Annotated in this window: 12 protein-coding genes and 2 pseudogenes; 11 read left to right on the top strand and 3 right to left on the bottom strand. The window is 38.1% G+C overall.

What is annotated here, in order from left to right:
- The first annotated feature begins 26 nt into the window (after positions 1-26).
- The 3 genes from BW986_RS24365 to BW986_RS24355 all read left to right on the top strand — a co-directional run bounded on the left by BW986_RS24365 (position 27) and on the right by BW986_RS24355 (position 4,179).
- Positions 27-2,114, top strand: a complete 2,088-nt coding sequence (locus BW986_RS24365) for a (Fe-S)-binding protein (RefSeq protein WP_076371674.1) — start codon at positions 27-29, stop codon at positions 2,112-2,114.
- A gap of 116 nt (positions 2,115-2,230) precedes the next feature.
- Positions 2,231-2,410, top strand: a complete 180-nt coding sequence (locus tag BW986_RS29385; RefSeq protein ID WP_081395772.1) for an aspartyl-phosphate phosphatase Spo0E family protein — start codon at positions 2,231-2,233, stop codon at positions 2,408-2,410.
- A 506-nt stretch (positions 2,411-2,916) separates the two neighbouring features.
- Positions 2,917-4,179 (top strand): MFS transporter, encoded by a 1,263-nt coding sequence (locus tag BW986_RS24355; protein WP_076371672.1) that lies wholly within the window; start codon positions 2,917-2,919, stop codon positions 4,177-4,179.
- Between the two features lie 704 nt (positions 4,180-4,883).
- On the opposite strand, the pseudogene BW986_RS31430 reads toward BW986_RS24355, so the two are convergent.
- Positions 4,884-5,035, bottom strand: a pseudogene (locus BW986_RS31430) (IS110 family transposase); the annotation flags it as partial.
- 114 nt (positions 5,036-5,149) lie between these two features.
- Between BW986_RS31430 and BW986_RS24350 the strand changes: the two are divergent.
- Together BW986_RS24350 and BW986_RS24340 are read left to right on the top strand one after the other, a co-directional pair.
- Entirely contained in the window at positions 5,150-5,389 is a 240-nt protein-coding gene (locus BW986_RS24350; protein WP_076371670.1) for a hypothetical protein, read from the top strand.
- An 866-nt stretch (positions 5,390-6,255) separates the two neighbouring features.
- Positions 6,256-6,708: a JAB domain-containing protein gene (locus BW986_RS24340; protein WP_076371666.1), complete on the top strand. Its 453-nt coding sequence runs from the start codon at positions 6,256-6,258 to the stop codon at positions 6,706-6,708.
- 713 nt (positions 6,709-7,421) lie between these two features.
- On the opposite strand, the gene BW986_RS24330 is transcribed toward BW986_RS24340, so the two are convergent.
- Positions 7,422-7,982, bottom strand: a complete 561-nt coding sequence (locus BW986_RS24330; RefSeq protein ID WP_063575035.1) for a helix-turn-helix domain-containing protein — start codon at positions 7,980-7,982, stop codon at positions 7,422-7,424.
- A 167-nt stretch (positions 7,983-8,149) separates the two neighbouring features.
- Between BW986_RS24330 and BW986_RS24325 the strand changes: the two genes are divergently transcribed.
- Complete coding sequence (locus tag BW986_RS24325; RefSeq protein ID WP_076371662.1) at positions 8,150-9,031, top strand: DMT family transporter; 882 nt, start codon at positions 8,150-8,152, stop codon at positions 9,029-9,031.
- A gap of 1,317 nt (positions 9,032-10,348) precedes the next feature.
- A pseudogene (locus BW986_RS24320) lies at positions 10,349-10,716 on the top strand (DDE-type integrase/transposase/recombinase); the annotation flags it as partial.
- A 62-nt stretch (positions 10,717-10,778) separates the two neighbouring features.
- On the opposite strand, the gene BW986_RS24315 reads toward BW986_RS24320, so the two are convergent.
- Positions 10,779-12,011, bottom strand: coding sequence for a MerR family transcriptional regulator (locus BW986_RS24315; protein ID WP_076371660.1), 1,233 nt, complete (start codon positions 12,009-12,011; stop codon positions 10,779-10,781).
- A 186-nt stretch (positions 12,012-12,197) separates the two neighbouring features.
- Here BW986_RS24315 and BW986_RS24310 point away from each other — a divergent pair, with 186 nt between their 5' ends.
- The 4 genes from BW986_RS24310 to BW986_RS24295 are packed head-to-tail and all read left to right on the top strand — an operon-like array spanning position 12,198 to position 16,765.
- Complete coding sequence (locus BW986_RS24310; protein WP_076371658.1) at positions 12,198-13,484, top strand: NAD(P)/FAD-dependent oxidoreductase; 1,287 nt, start codon at positions 12,198-12,200, stop codon at positions 13,482-13,484.
- A gap of 12 nt (positions 13,485-13,496) precedes the next feature.
- Complete coding sequence (locus tag BW986_RS24305; RefSeq protein ID WP_076371656.1) at positions 13,497-14,969, top strand: aldehyde dehydrogenase family protein; 1,473 nt, start codon at positions 13,497-13,499, stop codon at positions 14,967-14,969.
- Positions 14,970-15,019: 50 nt separating this feature from the next.
- On the top strand, positions 15,020-16,438 hold the full coding sequence (locus tag BW986_RS24300; RefSeq protein ID WP_076371654.1) for an MATE family efflux transporter: 1,419 nt from the start codon (positions 15,020-15,022) through the stop codon (positions 16,436-16,438).
- Between the two features lie 45 nt (positions 16,439-16,483).
- A complete protein-coding gene (locus BW986_RS24295; protein ID WP_076371652.1) occupies positions 16,484-16,765 on the top strand; it encodes a cupin domain-containing protein in 282 nt (93 codons plus the stop codon).
- Positions 16,766-16,788: the final 23 nt, after the last annotated feature.

The raw sequence follows: 16,788 nt of genomic DNA, 5'->3' as shown, positions 1-16,788 counted from the left end.
ATTATTCACTTTGGAGGAGGAACAAGATGCTATCACTGCTAAATTTACTAGCTTTCTTAGCACTGTCAGGATATGCAGTTTACTTGTTTGTCCAGCTTGTATACACTCGCTATTTGTTTGTGAAACTGGGCAAAAAAGCTGAATTTGAACCACGCTTTAAAGAGCGCATCAATGCTGTGCTAGTGAATGGATTCGGACAGCGAAAGTTGTTTAAAGACAAGAAAAGCGGGCTGATGCACTTAGTATTATTTTACACCTTCTTTATCATTCAAGTAGGACTTATTGAACTCATCATAAAAGGGTTTATTAAAGGGTATGAATTTCCTTTTGGTGATGGGCATAAATATTTTAGTTTTCTGCAGGAGTGGGCGACATTCCTTATGCTGTTGGCGGTCGTATATGGATTCTTCCGTCGCTATGGGGAAAAGTTAAATCGATTACAATGGAAGCGTGATGGCAAAGCTGCTTTTGTCTATATCGCTTTATGTACTCTGACCTTATCAATCTTGCTTACATTAGGATTCGAAGCGATTATGTTAGATCATGAACCGTATATGGCTTACGCCCCGTTTTCTGGTGCTATTGCGTTAGTGTTTTCCGGCGTTGGACCAACGATAGGGACTGTACTATTCTATATATTTTGGTGGCTGCATATGATAACCGTCTTTTCTTTCATGGTATTTGTGCCACAGTCTAAACAAGCACACGAGCTATTTGCTATGTTCAATATCTTTTTCAAGAAAGTTGGTCCTGTAGGGAAATTAAGGAAGATTGATTTCGGGGAAGAAGAAGTAGAGGAATACGGCGTCGGGAAAATACAAAATTTTACCCAGCAGCAGCTGATCGATCTATATGCATGTGCAGAATGTGGACGATGTACAAATATGTGTCCGGCAACAGGTACCGGTAAAATGCTTTCTCCAATGGATTTGATTGTTAAGATGAGAGACCATTTGACTAATACAGGGGCTACGGTTACGTCCAAATCGCCATGGGTGCCAGGATTTGCGTTTACTGGCACACAAGGGAATCAACTTGCAATGATGTCGAGATCTAGTGGTTATGAAGAAGCTGCGGCTACTCTTGATTATTCTCCAAGTCTTATTGGCGATGTGATCACAGAAGAGGAAATTTGGGCATGTACAACTTGCCGTAATTGTGAAGATCAGTGTCCAGTTATGAACGAACATGTGGACAAAATCATTGATCTTCGTCGTTACCTCGTATTAACAGAAGGCAAGATGGATGCAGATGCACAGCGTGCGATGCAAAATATTGAACGCCAAGGAAATCCATGGGGACTAAACCGTAAAGAGAGAGAAAATTGGCGTGAGATACGGGAAGATGTCTATATTCCTACTGTAAAGGAAATAAAAAAGCAAGGAGAGGAATTTGACTATTTATTCTGGGTGGGCTCTATGGGTTCCTATGATAATCGAAGTCAAAAAATTGCCTTATCCTTTGCAAAACTTTTAAATGAAGCATGTGTAAAGTTTGCCATTTTAGGAAGCAAAGAAAAGAACTCAGGGGATACGGCCAGGCGTCTAGGAAATGAATTTCTATTCCAAGAACTTGCAACGAAGAACATGGAAGAATTTGAAAAAAATGATGTGAAGAAAATTGTAACGATTGATCCTCATGCTTATAATACGTTCAAAAATGAGTATCCAGACTTTGGCTTGGAAGCGGAAGTGTACCATCATACAGAACTTCTTGCAGAACTGGTTAAAGAAGGTAGACTAGTGCCGAAAAACGATGTGAATGAGACCATTACTTTCCATGATTCATGCTATTTAGGAAGATACAACGAGGTATATGATCCACCGAGGGAAATATTAAAATCGATTCCAGGTGTGAAGCTTATTGAAATGGAACGCAGTCGTGACACGGCGATGTGCTGTGGTGCCGGTGGTGGACGTATGTGGATGGAAGAAGATACGGGAAGCCGTATCAACGTTACAAGGACCGAGCAGGCGATTGCAACCAAATGCTCTACAATTTCCAGTGGATGTCCTTATTGTTTAACCATGCTTAGTGACGGAACGAAAGCGAAGGAAGTTGAGGATGACGTGAAGACCATGGATATTGCAGAAATTTTAGAATTAGCGATCTGATGATTTGATCTTAGGACTGTCTTAGAGAATAGAGTTGTTTCTAGAAAAAGGGTAAAATTCTGATCTTAATTTACACTTTATTAACTGCTTTAAAACAAGCTATAGAAGGGGAAAAGATGATGAATTTGAAAGATTTACGAGTCCTAAGAGGAAGTATAAATGAAGATCGGCATAGTATGTACAAATTAGCAGAGAAAAGGGGCATTTCTGATTCTCAGGTAATAAAAGTCAGTCAAAAATTAGATAGGAAAATAATCTTGCTACAAAAAGTTATATATGATAATCAATTTTTATAAAGAGTAAAAAAAAGCTTAAAATCATTACTCTTTATAGTTTAATTCAAATTATTTACATCGAACTTTAACGAAGCCAATTTATAAAATAAGGATCTCTGTTGATCTCTATGTCAATCGTTATTTCGACCAAAAGCGAATAAGGGGTAATAACTAGGCCCCTTTTAGCTTTTATACAGCGAAAAAAAACGAACTACCTATCATAATGTTAACATGGGAAAATAAGATATTTTAACAAATATCTACTTTCATAAGTATCATCAATACAGTAATAGAAGGTTTGGGGATACGTATGGATAGTTTAGCAGTCGATTTGATGCCGGAAATTAGTAAATTGGATTAACCCTCATACTAGTAAAAAGTAGATTGCATAGCAGTTAAAGAGTTTCTGATTCAATGAGGATAGAAAGAAGCTGTTTAGAAAATAAGATTATTAGTCAATAAGAATGAAAGCGGAATCATTTTCATTAAACATCTATTTTTAATTAAAGAGAGAGTGGTGTAAGGACATGTCTAATTCTTCGAGACCGCGTTTATGGATTATTGTGTTTATCTCTTCGTTTCTGGGCCTCATGGTAGATGCTATGGATATACAAATGCTCGCTTTGAGTCTTCCTAAATTAAAGGAAGAGTTTAACATGAACAACGTTCAGGCTGGTGCTCTGGGAACATGGACACTAGTAGGAATGGCTGTTGGAGGTCTAATAGGAGGATGGTTGTCTGATCGATTTGGTAGGGTTAGAACGATTTTTTGGTCAATAATTATCTTCTCTATTGGTACCACTCTTTTGGTGTTTGCCCAGAGCTATGAACAGTTCCTCGCTATTCGTTTCATATCTTCATTTGGCTTGGGAGCAGAATATGCTGTTGTTAATATGCTTATGGCAGAATATGTACCGACAAAACGCCGAACTACGATATTAGGTACATTGCAAGCAGGGTGGTCGGTTGGATACTTAGTGGCAACGTTATTAGCCGGAGCAATATTACCACAGTATGGTTGGCGTCCATTATTTCTAATCGCTTTGGTTCCTGTTTTACTCGCTGTATATATGAGATTTAACATTCCAGAGCCGGAAGGTTGGAAGCAAAGTGCTAAAAAGAAAGCTAATTTGAAACAGAATGAATGGACAAGCATATTTCAGGAGCCGAAAGCGAGAAGAATGTTTATTTTATGGTCATTAACATCAGTCCTTCTTCAGTTTGGTTACTATGGAGTTAACAATTGGCTTCCAAGCTATATTGTCAGTGATTTAGGCTATGACTTTAAGAAAATGACAAGTTATCTTGTCGGAACCTATACTGCCATGATTGTAGGTAAAATCATAGCTGGTTGGCTTGCGGATAAATTTGGACGTAAGGTTATATTCGTCGTTGGTACAATTGGTACAGCCGTGGCACTTCCTCTTATTGTAAATTACCAAAATCCAGCTAATATTGTTATCTTATTTACGCTATTTGGATTTCTTATCGGTATACCCTATGCTGTGAATGCAACATACATGAGTGAAAGCTTTTCGACGCAAATCCGGGGTACTGCGGTAGGGGGATCGTATAACATTGGTAGATCAGGGGCTGCTCTGGCACCGGTAATGATCGGTATGATCGCTACAAATTATTCTATTGGAGTTGGTTTGTCTCTTATGGGGGTTGCTTATGTGTTATGTGGAATTATCCCTGCGTTGTTTATTCGTGAAAAAATATATGAACCGTATATGGACCAATCTTCAAATAATAAATCCGATTCTGTGAATAATAGTGTAAATTATTAGATTAATTATTGTTCTAGCAAATATATTTAGTAACGTTTGTGAATTTAAGGTAAAGTTCGATCATTTTATCGATTATTCCAGGAGCTGGAGGCACACAGCGCTTAGCTAGAATCGTTAGCAAAGGAAAAGCGCTGGAAATGATTATAATTGGAAAAATCATGGATGCAAATGAGGCATTTCGCTATAATTTTATGTTTTATTTTCCCAGAAACACTTTAATGAATACTCCATATACCATATATAGAATTTTTATTTTCTCACGTAATATAACAACGTTTCATATTATTATTGGGGGGGGCTGTTTCTGAATGTAATGTGTTGCTAGTCATAGGTTTTGATATTGTTAAGAGTTATATACATAGAATGTAAAATAAATTAAGGCAGTGATCAACTGAAATTAAAACTCATCTGTAGCTCTAGAAGGGAAGAGCACAGGAAAACATTGAAGCCACCGGGTCGCAAGGTAAGGGTTTCAGAAGCTCCGAAAAGCAAATAATCTGAGGGGGAGGCTTTCTCCTCCTATTGCACAGTTTGTGTTAACTATACAATAAGGTAGGTCACTGAAAGTTTCTTATGGAACTAAACCAGCTAATATATCAATAAAAACCAAAAATATTTCTTGCTATACTAAAAATATGCATGCCAAATTACCTTCCAATGAACTGCCTTTAGAAAGTTTTGTGATATTTAGTTATACTTTTAAACTAGGCCAGGTCCTGGAAAGTCGAGTTGTTTTGTAATAGTGCATAAATCCATTGGATAAGCTTATTAGCACATGCTATAACAGCTACTTTATAGGGCTATCCTTCTTTCCGTTTCTTATATAGAACTCACGTAATCTCTTGTTACGAATGATAACTAATATAGATTCATATCTCCAGATGTTAAAGTAAGAGATAATAAAGGATATTTGGGTCCTTCCAGACTTTTCTTAGTCTCTTCCCATTTATGGTGAGGAGAAGAGACGAGAATGAAATTCGAACACGTAAAAAAATCACTTTCAGATTTATGTTATTTTAGTAAAGTAGATATTACCCATACTTTTTCTATGAATGGAATTCGCATTTTGCAAGTAAGATGTCTAACTATTAATTCTCAGCATATTTTTGAATTAACTTATCCAGGTAGCGATAAAGTAGATTCTTTTAGTGATTTAGCTAAAGCTGCTAAAGTAATTACAAATACTATTTCTATAGATGCTCCTGTTTAGGAGTGTTTTTTTATTTACTGCATTGCCTTACAGTTTGTGTCAACTCTACAATAAGTCTTAATGAACTCCCTCAGTTAAATAGATAATGCTCACGAATACTCGCTTATTCGCAGGATTTCAAACCACAAGGTAATGCCGTTAAAAATAATATAGTAATTTTATATAAAGCACTTTGGGGTAGTCACTCTCCAGAGTGTTTTTTCTTTGAAAAGGTAGGTTTTTACTTTTGCCTTGGACTACACGAGCGTTAGAGCATTGTGAATCTACTTCGTGCGGCTAGCACTACAGTCTGTACAAAAAGGAGAGAACACCTTTCTGACATTCTGTACGTGTCGCTTCGGCATTAAATGACTCGATAACAACGAACTGTACGGCTCGTGCTTCGCCTACATTCCGTAGGTTCCTGATCCATTTACACGGCTATCGCCGCCATACCGAACGAGCCGAAGGCCGTAAGTTAAGAGATCAAAAGAAATAAAGGTCATAAGGATAGCAGCCGGCCGGCTGCTTTTTTTATTATTTTTTCCCTTTGCCTTCCGAATCGTAAAACAGCGCAGGCCTGCTAACCTCCCGGCCGGCAGGGCACCCGAACCTTTCCGGCAGGAAGCTAAGACGGCCAGTCCATCGATCAAGGGGCAAAAAACTTTTTGATTAGGGGCGCCTATCGCAACATCAAAAAGTTTTTGTGCTTAATCCCTTGACCGATTGCCTATGCGTGTTTTTCGTTCTACATGTCAAAGGGGAAAAATAATCCCCCTTTGGGGAACTAATTCGCTTCGCAAGGCAAATGAAAATAGGGAAAAAAAACCACCAGAGAAAAACCACAAGGCAACAAATAAAAAAAAAAATGAAAAGGAGTTTTGAAAATGGAATTAACCCCAATTTTTGAAGTAGTCAGAATCAAGCAGGAAATCAGGGAAACGGTCGATCCGTTTGCGGCCTTTCAAATACGTAAACCAGAAGATGCCTGGGAATTGGCGGCCGCGCAAATCGCAAACGAGGACAGGGAAGTGTTCCTTGTCATGATGCTCAACACGAAAAATCATGTTGTAGGGCTTCATCGGGCCCATGTGGGAAGCCTGAATGCGAGTGTCGTCCATCCTAGAGATGTGCTGAAATGCGCCATTTTAAATAACGCGGCTTCTCTTATTGTCAGCCATCAGCACCCAACGGGTGACCCAACCCCGAGCATGGAAGACATTGAAGTCACAAAGCGATTGGCGGAAGCAGGGAAAATTATTGGGATTGAAGTTTTAGACCATTTGATTGTTTCCCATACGGGTAAATATGTTAGCTTAAAAGAAAAGGGGTATTTTTGAAAAATAAATGGGACAAGCATAGGGGGCATGTCCCCCCTTTAGTGACTGAGTACCTTGAGAAAAAGCACTGAAGGAAACAACCAATAAAAGGAGGCACACCGGCTGGATCGTTGAGCTGGTGGTTCACGCATGGAGAAAAAACATCCGTTTTTTTCTCGATTAAGAGTAGGCATCGAGCCTGCTTGACGGTCGCTGGTGCAACATCAAACACTTACTGTAGCACCTTCGGGTAGAAGGAACAATTTGCTGAGCAAATATTCTTTCTCATAATAAAAGTCAGATGTTGTTCCTTTGCTTTTTTCTGTAAAATTTTCCTTGGATATACTCATCACACACCTTTTTTTGATGAAGAAGATACTACCGTGGATTGGCTTTCCTAAATCCTTTTGCATCATATTCTGTCGCGATAGAGTTCGATGATGTTTCTCTCTAGCATCGTGAACTCCTCTTTCCAACGCTCTCAATGGAATTCATATTTTCTTATTTGACTAAAAAAACCCCAATTTATAAAATTGCATTTAAGTCTTTTTTACTAATTTCCAGATGTATAATGCTGTCTTTAAGGCAGCTTTTTCTTTATGCAACTAACGGGGAAGGATAGTTGAAGAGTGCTGTTTGATCTTTATTCAACAATTGGGCCAGTTTGTGGAGCAGCCTCTTTTTTGTAACGGTAGTTATTTTATCTTTTCATTCTTACATAGGAAGAGTTCTATTTAAACTAGCGCTGGAGTTAGTACAAATAAAATATGATTTGTTTCATCACTCTTGTTTAAAAATCGATGTTTAATATTGGGTGGAATACGCACTACATCCCCTTCATCTAAAAAATATTCAGTGCCTTCCAATTCAACATACGATTGACCTTTCATGACTACAGCAATTTCTTCTTTGTCGTCGTGTGAATAGTGGCTTTCCGTAGTGATTGCGTGTGCATTTAAATCCATCAATAAGAGTTCGATACGTGCTTTCATGAAATCTGGCGTTAACACATCATAGACAATATGGTCGTTATTTTCACGATACACCTTCTTCCGATCTTTTTTTCTAGAAATGAGTGAATCGGTATCAATATCGTTAATGAAAAGCGTAAACAATGGTACATTTAATGCTTTTGCAATCAATTCTAGTACACTCAGCGAAGGATTTGCTTGTCCTCTTTCAATTTGGCTAATAAGCGAAGTGCTGATTCCTGCATAATCGGCAAATTCACGAATTGTCATATCGTTTTTCTTACGATAACTTAATACTGTTTGACCAAGGCGATAATTAATCATGGTAAAGACTCCTTTCCACAATAATGTATATTTCATTCCTTTTGTGCTGACATACTGAACATAAGTAATTAGTACTTTCTTAAATTACATAAAAATTTTATACTTACTTTTGTACATTATAATATATAAATTTCAATATTATAAACAAAGAATCGGAGGATATAAAATTGCAATCATCAATTATTTCTTATGTAATTTTATTTTTTGGCGTATTTGCATTATCAACTTCAGCAATCTTTGTAAAGTTAGCAGATGCACCTGCGACAATCACGGCGTTCTATCGGCTGTTTTTTGCAACAATAATGCTCTTGCCATTTTTATTAATAAATAAAAGGAATCGACATGAATTATATTCATTGTCAAAAAAACAATGGGGACTCGGACTATTATCAGGCTTATTTTTAGCAGTTCATTATGTATTATGGTTTGAATCATTAAATTACACTTCTGTAGCAAGTTCGACGGTTATCGTTACATTGCAGCCACTTTTTTCGATGGTCGGTGGCTATCTTCTATTTAAAGAGAGATTCAGTAAAGGTGCTGTAATAGGTTGTCTTGTAGCGATTGCCGGAAGTATCGTTATTGGATGGCAAGATTTTCAAATTAGTGGACAAGCTTTATTTGGTGATATACTAGCCTTTATTGCAGCGGGGATTATTACAGCCTATTTCTTTGTAGGCCAGCATGTTCGTAAAAAGCTATCTCTTATTCCATATTCAGTTATCGGTTATGCCAGCAGTGCACTATTTTTGTGTATTTTTTCGTTCAGTCAGCAAACTTCTTTCGTTGATTATTCCACACAAACATGGTTGTCCTTTATTGGATTAGCGTTTATTGCAACGATATTAGGGCAAACGATTTTTAATTGGCTGTTGAAATGGCTAAGTACCTCAGTTATTTCAATGAGCATATTAGGAGAGACGATTGGAACCTGTATACTCGCTTATTTTATTTTGGATGAGGTTATTTCTTTACAACAAGGTATGGGTATCGCACTCATCTTAATCGGTTTAGCATTATTTTTACTACAGCAAAGAAATAACGAATAAATAATAGAGATTAATTGGCGGTACGAGAATAGATTTAATTGAAGAAGTTTCGCTCTTAAAGAACTAACGGGTGCATTAGCGCCATAAAGGCCGCCAAATGGAGGCCTTTTGAATGTTCGATCATTAGTATTATTATACATTCAAATTCAAATAAAAATGATAGTTCCATAAACGTAAGAAATTGTTATAAATGAATGGATTTGATACCTGGAATTTTACCATCATACAAAAAACGCTCTACTTTCCAGCGTTTTTCTCAGAATACATGCTGCTATTCTATTTTCCAAACCAATTGCCCAATTCATTATTTCATTACAGAGCTTCCTAGAAACACTAATTTATTTCAAGCACAAACAGAAAATCATATAATTTTTGAAGAGTTTCTCTATTATTTTAATCAATCGTTTGATTAAAATAATTTACCAGATAACCAGTTCGGCATCTATGAAAAAGCGAATCAAACGAAAAAAAATCGATAAAAGTGATACTGTACTTCTTTGACTGGAAACTTACTAAAGTATTAAGGAATCTAGGATTAAAGGAAGCCGTTAACATTATACTTATTTATGCCAGAGGAGACAAAAGCCACCTGCATCTACTCCTTAAGCTGATTGTCATTTTGATACCTAACCCTTCTTGAACGGATGTGAAAGATTAACAATACATCAAGAGCAGACCTACTAGGTTGGCTCTTTCTTTAATTTCCGATAAATAGTATAAGTTGAAACTCTAGTAGCTTCTTTAAATTCCTTAACTGTCATCATTCACTAGCTATACTCTTGAACCCTGAAAAATTCTACTCATTTTTCGCGAAGTTCTATGCAATTTCGATTAATCTTATAGTAGACTAGCTAAACTTCCCCCCTCACGTAGCATACGTTATACCTGTATTAACTCTTATCATTCATCTTTTGCACCGGACACTATAAGTATCTTACTTTGTCAGGAAAATCTATATTGATGAAGTGAAAATTGGAGTTTAAACAACACACATTATAAGAGGTCTGTTCAAAGTAAGATTGAATTCATATAAATTATTTGGAGTAGCAATAGATAGTTCATAGATGAATTTGCAAACGAACCGCATCTTATATGAAAATTTGTGAAAAACATTTCGGGAAAGAGAAGGGCGGTTATGTATCCTATCGTTCTTTTTATATACGGAGGATTGGTTTATAAAGATGGAATTAAAAAGTTCGCTTCAGCAAATGGAATTTGCTGAAATAGGGGAAGAGGTAAAGTTAAACCGAAAAAAAGATTTCTGCCTCAGTGAGATTGTAGGGTTGAAGCCAACACACGGAAGAATTAATAAGTATGGAGGCTGCAAAGTACTTCTTCAAGAAAGCTTTGTGGTCTTTTCATGTTTCTAAGCCTCATGTCATAACTGTCGCTAAAAATCCAGCGTATCCTGTAGCCATTCCATATCTAAAGACGAGCAAAAGATACCTGAAGGCATCCAAATGAGACAAGTGAAATATCTCAATAATATCGTAGAACAAGATCATCTTTTCATTAAGAAAAAAGTACGCTTCATGCCGGGATTCAAAACGTATGAAACTGCTACTTCAATAGTACGTGGCATTGAAGCCATGCATATGATGAAAAAAGGGCAAGTTCACCAAGAGGTGAAGTCTGCCCAAAATCGAAAAAAAATCATTGATAAGCTGTTTGGCATCGCATCATAATCCGTAAGTTAGCAGGAAATTCATGTCCTATGTTTTTTTGAAATCATCTTTGTACCAGAACCCTATTTTTTCGTACTAGCCAAATACATTAGCATGTGGAATTTTTCGTCTATTACATGATAATCAAAAAAAGGTCCTGGATTTGTACAGTAACCGATATTTTCACTTTGCGTAATTTGAAATCCGTTGACTGATATATTTTCTTCTATGTATTTTGGATATAAAATATACTCGTGGGAATTTGGATATAAGGCTGAAATATTTTTCAAGGATTTGGCCGAGCTATCATAATAGGAGTACCCGCCGACAATTGTTGAACTGCTATGGAAATAGTTTTTTAGAACATGAATTGGGAACTGCGGATTGAGCAGTGAAAAATCATTTGCTGTAAAACTATCCACAAAAACATCGATGCTAAGCGGTTTCAATGGCAGATTTAAATCAGAATTCAAAATATAAAGGACATTTGGCTTCGGATTCATACGCTCAATTCTTTTTCTAACCTTCTTGAGCATCGCAAGCGAAAAGCCACTGAATACATAGGAGGCGCTCGTTTCAAGAACATCGATATATTTGGGTAGTGACACAACAGCGTCAACGTTTGTTTCCACGATTAACTTGTTTTTCAAATCTACATTTTGTAGAACTTTTTGAAACCAAAAATTACTATTCTCAAATAAGTTAATCATTTTGGGATTGATCTCTTTAATCGTTTCTTTATCGTAAAAATAAGATGGATAAGGAGACGTCTCGTACAAGTTCGCGGTAATGATAATACCTTCCTCGATAGCTGCCTCGTATCCACAGGTACAAGTTAAGCTCCCCGTTTGAATGTAGACTTTTTTAATCGTTATATCTTTCATTTCAAGTGGAATGTGGCACATCGGACAATAGAGCAAATTTACAAAGGAAAGTGGGACCCCTGTAAAATTCTCTTCTTTGGATGAAGGCGAGTTGGTTTGAACCGCTTTTTCAATCAATTGGATAGCTTTTAATATGTCTTCTTTTGTCTTGGTCAGCTGGTTCTTTTTATCAATGAGAAAGTTGTTGTAGTAGTCGATATCCTCATGGTCCGAGAAGTTTGTGACACGCTGATACGATAAAATTTGTTGAATTTCTAGCAGTGAAAAATGAAATTTTTTCAGCTCAGTAATAAAAGCCATGTCGTCGAGACACGATTGGTTCATTTGATACTGGGTGTTTTTTTTGTCTGGTATTAATAATCCAAGTTCAATGTAATAACGTACGGTATCGGTGGTAACTTGAAAAAGCTTTGCAAATGTACCAATTTTCATAGATGCCCCCCAATGAAGAAAGTGGAGTTACTCCACTTTTTTACGAAAATGAATTCAAAAAACTCTCAAATGGCTATTGACTTGGAGGAAACTCCAAGTCATATGATGGACTCAATAAGTGTGAATATTGTGAATAAAATTTGACTGTATTATAGCATACATGTCACATAAGGAGTAGAACTAGCTATGGATAAGATGGATCGAATGGATACTCTATCACTGTGGGCAGTGACTGCAAACAGCTATGAAAAAGGAAAGTTTCTTGAAGGAAATGAAGAGGCGGATGTTGTCATTATTGGCGCAGGTTTCACAGGTCTTTCTTCTGCGTATCATTTGCAAAAATTAGGGAAGAGTGTCATTGTCCTTGAGCAAGAAACGATCGGATATGGTGCCAGCGGTCGTAACGGCGGGATGGTATTGCCAGGCTATAAGCCGACGATGAAGGAGCTTGCCAAAAAGTATGGTGCCGACGAGGCAAGACAGCTTAACGAGCTCTCCTTGTTTAGCGTTGAACTGGTTAAAAAAATCATTGACGAGCATCAAATCAGCTGTGACTTTAGAAAGACAGGTCACATTGTGGCGGCTTACAAAGCCAAGCATTTTGAAGATTTGAAACATGAAAGCGAATTCTTAAACAAAAATTTTGGGTACGATTCAAGCGTGCTGGATCGAAGTCAGGTGAATCAAGAGATCGATTCCCCACTTTATTATGGCTGCTTAGTCGACAACTCGAGTTACTCGTTCCAGCCACTGAATTATGCAATTGGTTTGGGAGAAGCAGCTAAATCGATCGGTGCAAAAATCTTTGAGCATTCGAAAGCACTATCTATTGAGTACGGTCAAAACAGAGTGAAAGTTGTAACAGAAAAAGGAACTGTTACAGCGAAAGACATTATTGTCGCTACAGATGGTTACTCCGGAAAAATCATGAATGAACTGAACAAAGGCGTACTGCCAATTTCGGCACGTATTATTGCTACTGAACAGCTTCCAGAATCACTGGTAAATACCGTCATTCCTAAAGATCGTATGGTTTTTGATACAAGCAATTTCCTTTACTATTTCCGACGTACACCAGATAATCGGATCGTATTCGGCGGTGGCGATATTCGTCCAAACTTAGGCGATGCCGTTTATCAAAGTGTTTACGATGCCATGGTTAAAATAATGCCAAAACTAGCAGGAAGCAAGATTGATTTCCGTTGGGGTGGATTTATCGGGGTTACAATTGATACGTTCCCTGTTATTGGCAAATCCAAAGAAGGCGCATATTTCGCAACGGGTTATACGGGCCACGGCGCTTCTCTCTCGACATTGTTTGGCAAGTTATTGGCACAATGGATCGTTACGGGGAGTGCAGGTGGATATCGATTTGAAAAGGAACGCCTCAAATCATTCCCATTCTATAATCAGAAAACGATGCTGGTGAATCTAGCACATATTGGTTTTAAACTGGTAGATATTATTGCTTAAGGAGAGTTGTTTATGAAAATTAACATGTTCATTGACGGGAAATGGGTAGAAGCGTTATCCAGTGCTAGACGAAACATTATCAATCCTGCTACCGGAGAGGTGATCGCAACGTCTGCTGATGGATCAGCAGACGATGCGAAGATAGCAATCAAGGCGGCTCGTAAAGCGTTTGACAGCGGGATCTGGTCGGATTTATCAGCCGATGAAAGAGCTGACTATCTCTATATGATTGCAGACCGTCTTGAAGAGAAGGCAGTTGAAATTGCACGTTTGGAAACTGCAAATAACGGTAAGGTTATTCGTGCAACCACCTATGTGGATATTCCGGTATCGATTCAATGCTTCCGCTATTATGCTGACTTGATCAAAGGCATGAAAAAGGAGTCTTATACTCGTCCTGATTCTTCAGAAACAATTATTATTCATGAACCGATTGGTGTTTGTGGACTTATTGTACCTTGGAACTTCCCGCTTATGTTAGCTGTTTGGCAAATTGCTCCTGCACTAGCCGCAGGGAATACAATTGTACTTAAGCCTGCAGAGGTCACTCCTGTAAGCGTTTTCAAATTATTTGAAATTATCGAAGAGATTGGACTTCCGGACGGAGTGGCAAACTTGGTATTGGGACCTGGATCAACAGTTGGGAATGAGCTTGCCGAGAGCCATGATGTTGACAAGATTGCCTTTACCGGCGGAACAAAAACAGGTCAAAGCATTATGCGCGCAGCTGCGGGTAATATGAAAAAAATCACACTTGAACTGGGTGGTAAATCTCCCCTTATTGTGTTCGACGATGTGGATTTTGAAACAGTAGTCGAGAATGCGATGTTCGGTATTTTCCACAATGCTGGGCAAGTTTGTTCAGCTGCATCTCGTTTGCTTGTACAAGAGACCATTTACGATAAGTTTGTTGAAAGATTGGCCGAGCGTGCAAGCAAACTTGTAGTTGGCAACGGGGAAAGTGAAAACATTGAAATGGGAGCCCTCACAAACGAGCCTCATATGAATGAAGTAATACATTACATCAAGAGCGGAATTGAAGAAGGTGCAAAATTAGTTTGTGGTGGTAAGCGCTTAACGGAAAATGGGCTTGATCGAGGGTTTTTTATTGCGCCAACGATCTTTGCTGATGTAAATGCGAATATGGGTATAGTTAAGGAAGAGATTTTTGGTCCAGTCCTTGTAGTACAGAAATTTAAAGATGAGGAAGATGCCATCCAAAAAGCGAATGATTCCATTTATGGACTAGCTGGTGCTGTATTTACTGAAGACATGGATCGAGCAAAACGTGTCATTAGTAAATTGCGTGCGGGAATTACTTGGATTAATAGTTATCATCTCGCTTATGTTGAAGGTCCTTGGGGAGGATATAAGCAAAGTGGAATCGGCAGAGCGTTAGGTGCTGTTGGGCTGGAGCACTTTATGGAAACGAAGCAAATCAATATCCACCAGCATGCCAAGCCTGTAGGTTGGTATGCGAATTAATTGAGCTTAACTTACCACATCTATTATTTAATTTATAGGGGGACATGCTCATGAAAATAGCAGACAACCGTCCGTCATCGAAGATAGAGCAAGTAGAAGTAATGAATAAGCCAGCGTATTATTCATTGCTGGGAACTAAAAGTATTCCGTTACTATATTTACGATTTGCTTTGGCAGGAATTATGGCTAACGCGATTCTAGGGGTTGCAGCGGTTGTCGATGGCTATTTCGTCAGTGGCTTTCAGGAGGTGGAAGTAGAAGGGATTGGAATTGGATTTACGGTTATGGTTATTACCCGTATGCTTGGAGTTCTTTTGGGTGTCGGAGCCGGAGCGGTCATTTCACTTCGACTTGGAAAAGGGAAAATCGAAGAAGCTAGAGGTATTATGGGACAAACCCTATGGTTTACTCTTTTCTTCTCCATTTTGCTAGCTGTAATTGGAGTGGTCTTTGAAAATCAAATTATGACCTTATTCGGAGCAAGTGATGAAGCGCTTCCATATGCGGTGCAATATAGCCGACTGCTATGGGTTTCATTGCCATTAACGATATTGGCCGTTGTATTAAGTGTTTTAACAAATATCGATGAAAAACCTGTATTATCAATGAACAGTTGGTTAGTCGCAGCAGTTGTTGGTGGGATTACAGAATGGATTATGGTAACGAAGTATGACATGGGGATGATGGGTTCCTCATGGGCCAATACGATTTCGCAATCAATCCCTGTTTTCCTGATCTTTTATTTCTGGTTTGGTAAAACAAAACTTAAGCCAAAAATGAAAGATATGATGATTAATCTCAAGACGATCGGTGAAGTGGCTTGGACGGGCTTTGCATCTTTCTCGAGTCTTTTCATGATGTTTTTTGCCATTATTTTCTTCAACAACATGCTGCAAAGCTACGGTGGTGGGCTGCACGTGGCCGCTTTTACGATTCAAAACGGTTACATTACAAATATGCTCGCCTTAGCAGCGCTCGGTGGGATGACAGGACTTCAACCGATCATTAGCTATAATTACGGTGCGGGCAACCTTGATCGTGTTAAACAAGCAATTAAGATGGGACTCATTTTTACGGTTGCCTTCTTTGTGATTGTGACAGCCATACTAATCATTTTTGCAGATCCAATTGTGTCATTTTTTTCCGTTGGTAATCCTGAATTGCATAAACTGGGCATTTGGACGACAGTTGTATTCAATTCTTTGTTTACGCTTAATGCAGTCAGCTTGCTTATCTCCGGTTATTTCGAAGCACAAGAGAGAAACTGGTCCGCAACTTTTATTAGTGTTAGCAAAATGCTGTTGTTCATGTTCCCGTTTTTATTTATTTTCCCGAAATTCTGGGGTGTAGAAGGTATATGGTACGCAGGTCCTGCTGCAGAAATTCCAGGCCTTCTCATTGCCATATACTTTATGAAAAAAGAGTTCAAACGTTTAAAAGATACAAATGTTAAGACAGTACGTTTATAAAACCTATTCCTTCAAAATTACCTATAAGAAAGAGAGAGGATCATCATGTTTTTTGCGAAAAAAATTACATCAGAAGAAGCACAACAACTAGGTGTTGACACGTGGGAACCATGGGTGGGCGAACCGAATAAAGGAACGTGGCATCTAGAAGAACAGGAAGTTTTCTATGTGACAGACGGTGAAGTGTTTATTACTGTTGATGGAGAAAAGTATCATATTACAAAGGACTGGGTCGTTTCCTTGGCTAAGGACCTTGTCTGTGAATGGGATTGTCCAGTATTTTTGAAAAAGAATTATAAAATGAACCATGAGATCAATCTGAAATAATGTGAAATGGGGAGTTGGCAAGT

The sequence above is a fragment of the Peribacillus simplex genome (assembly GCF_900156045.1).
GTDB classification, from domain to species: domain Bacteria; phylum Bacillota; class Bacilli; order Bacillales; family DSM-1321; genus Peribacillus; species Peribacillus simplex_D.
This window is presented reverse-complemented; position numbering and strand designations above follow the sequence as displayed.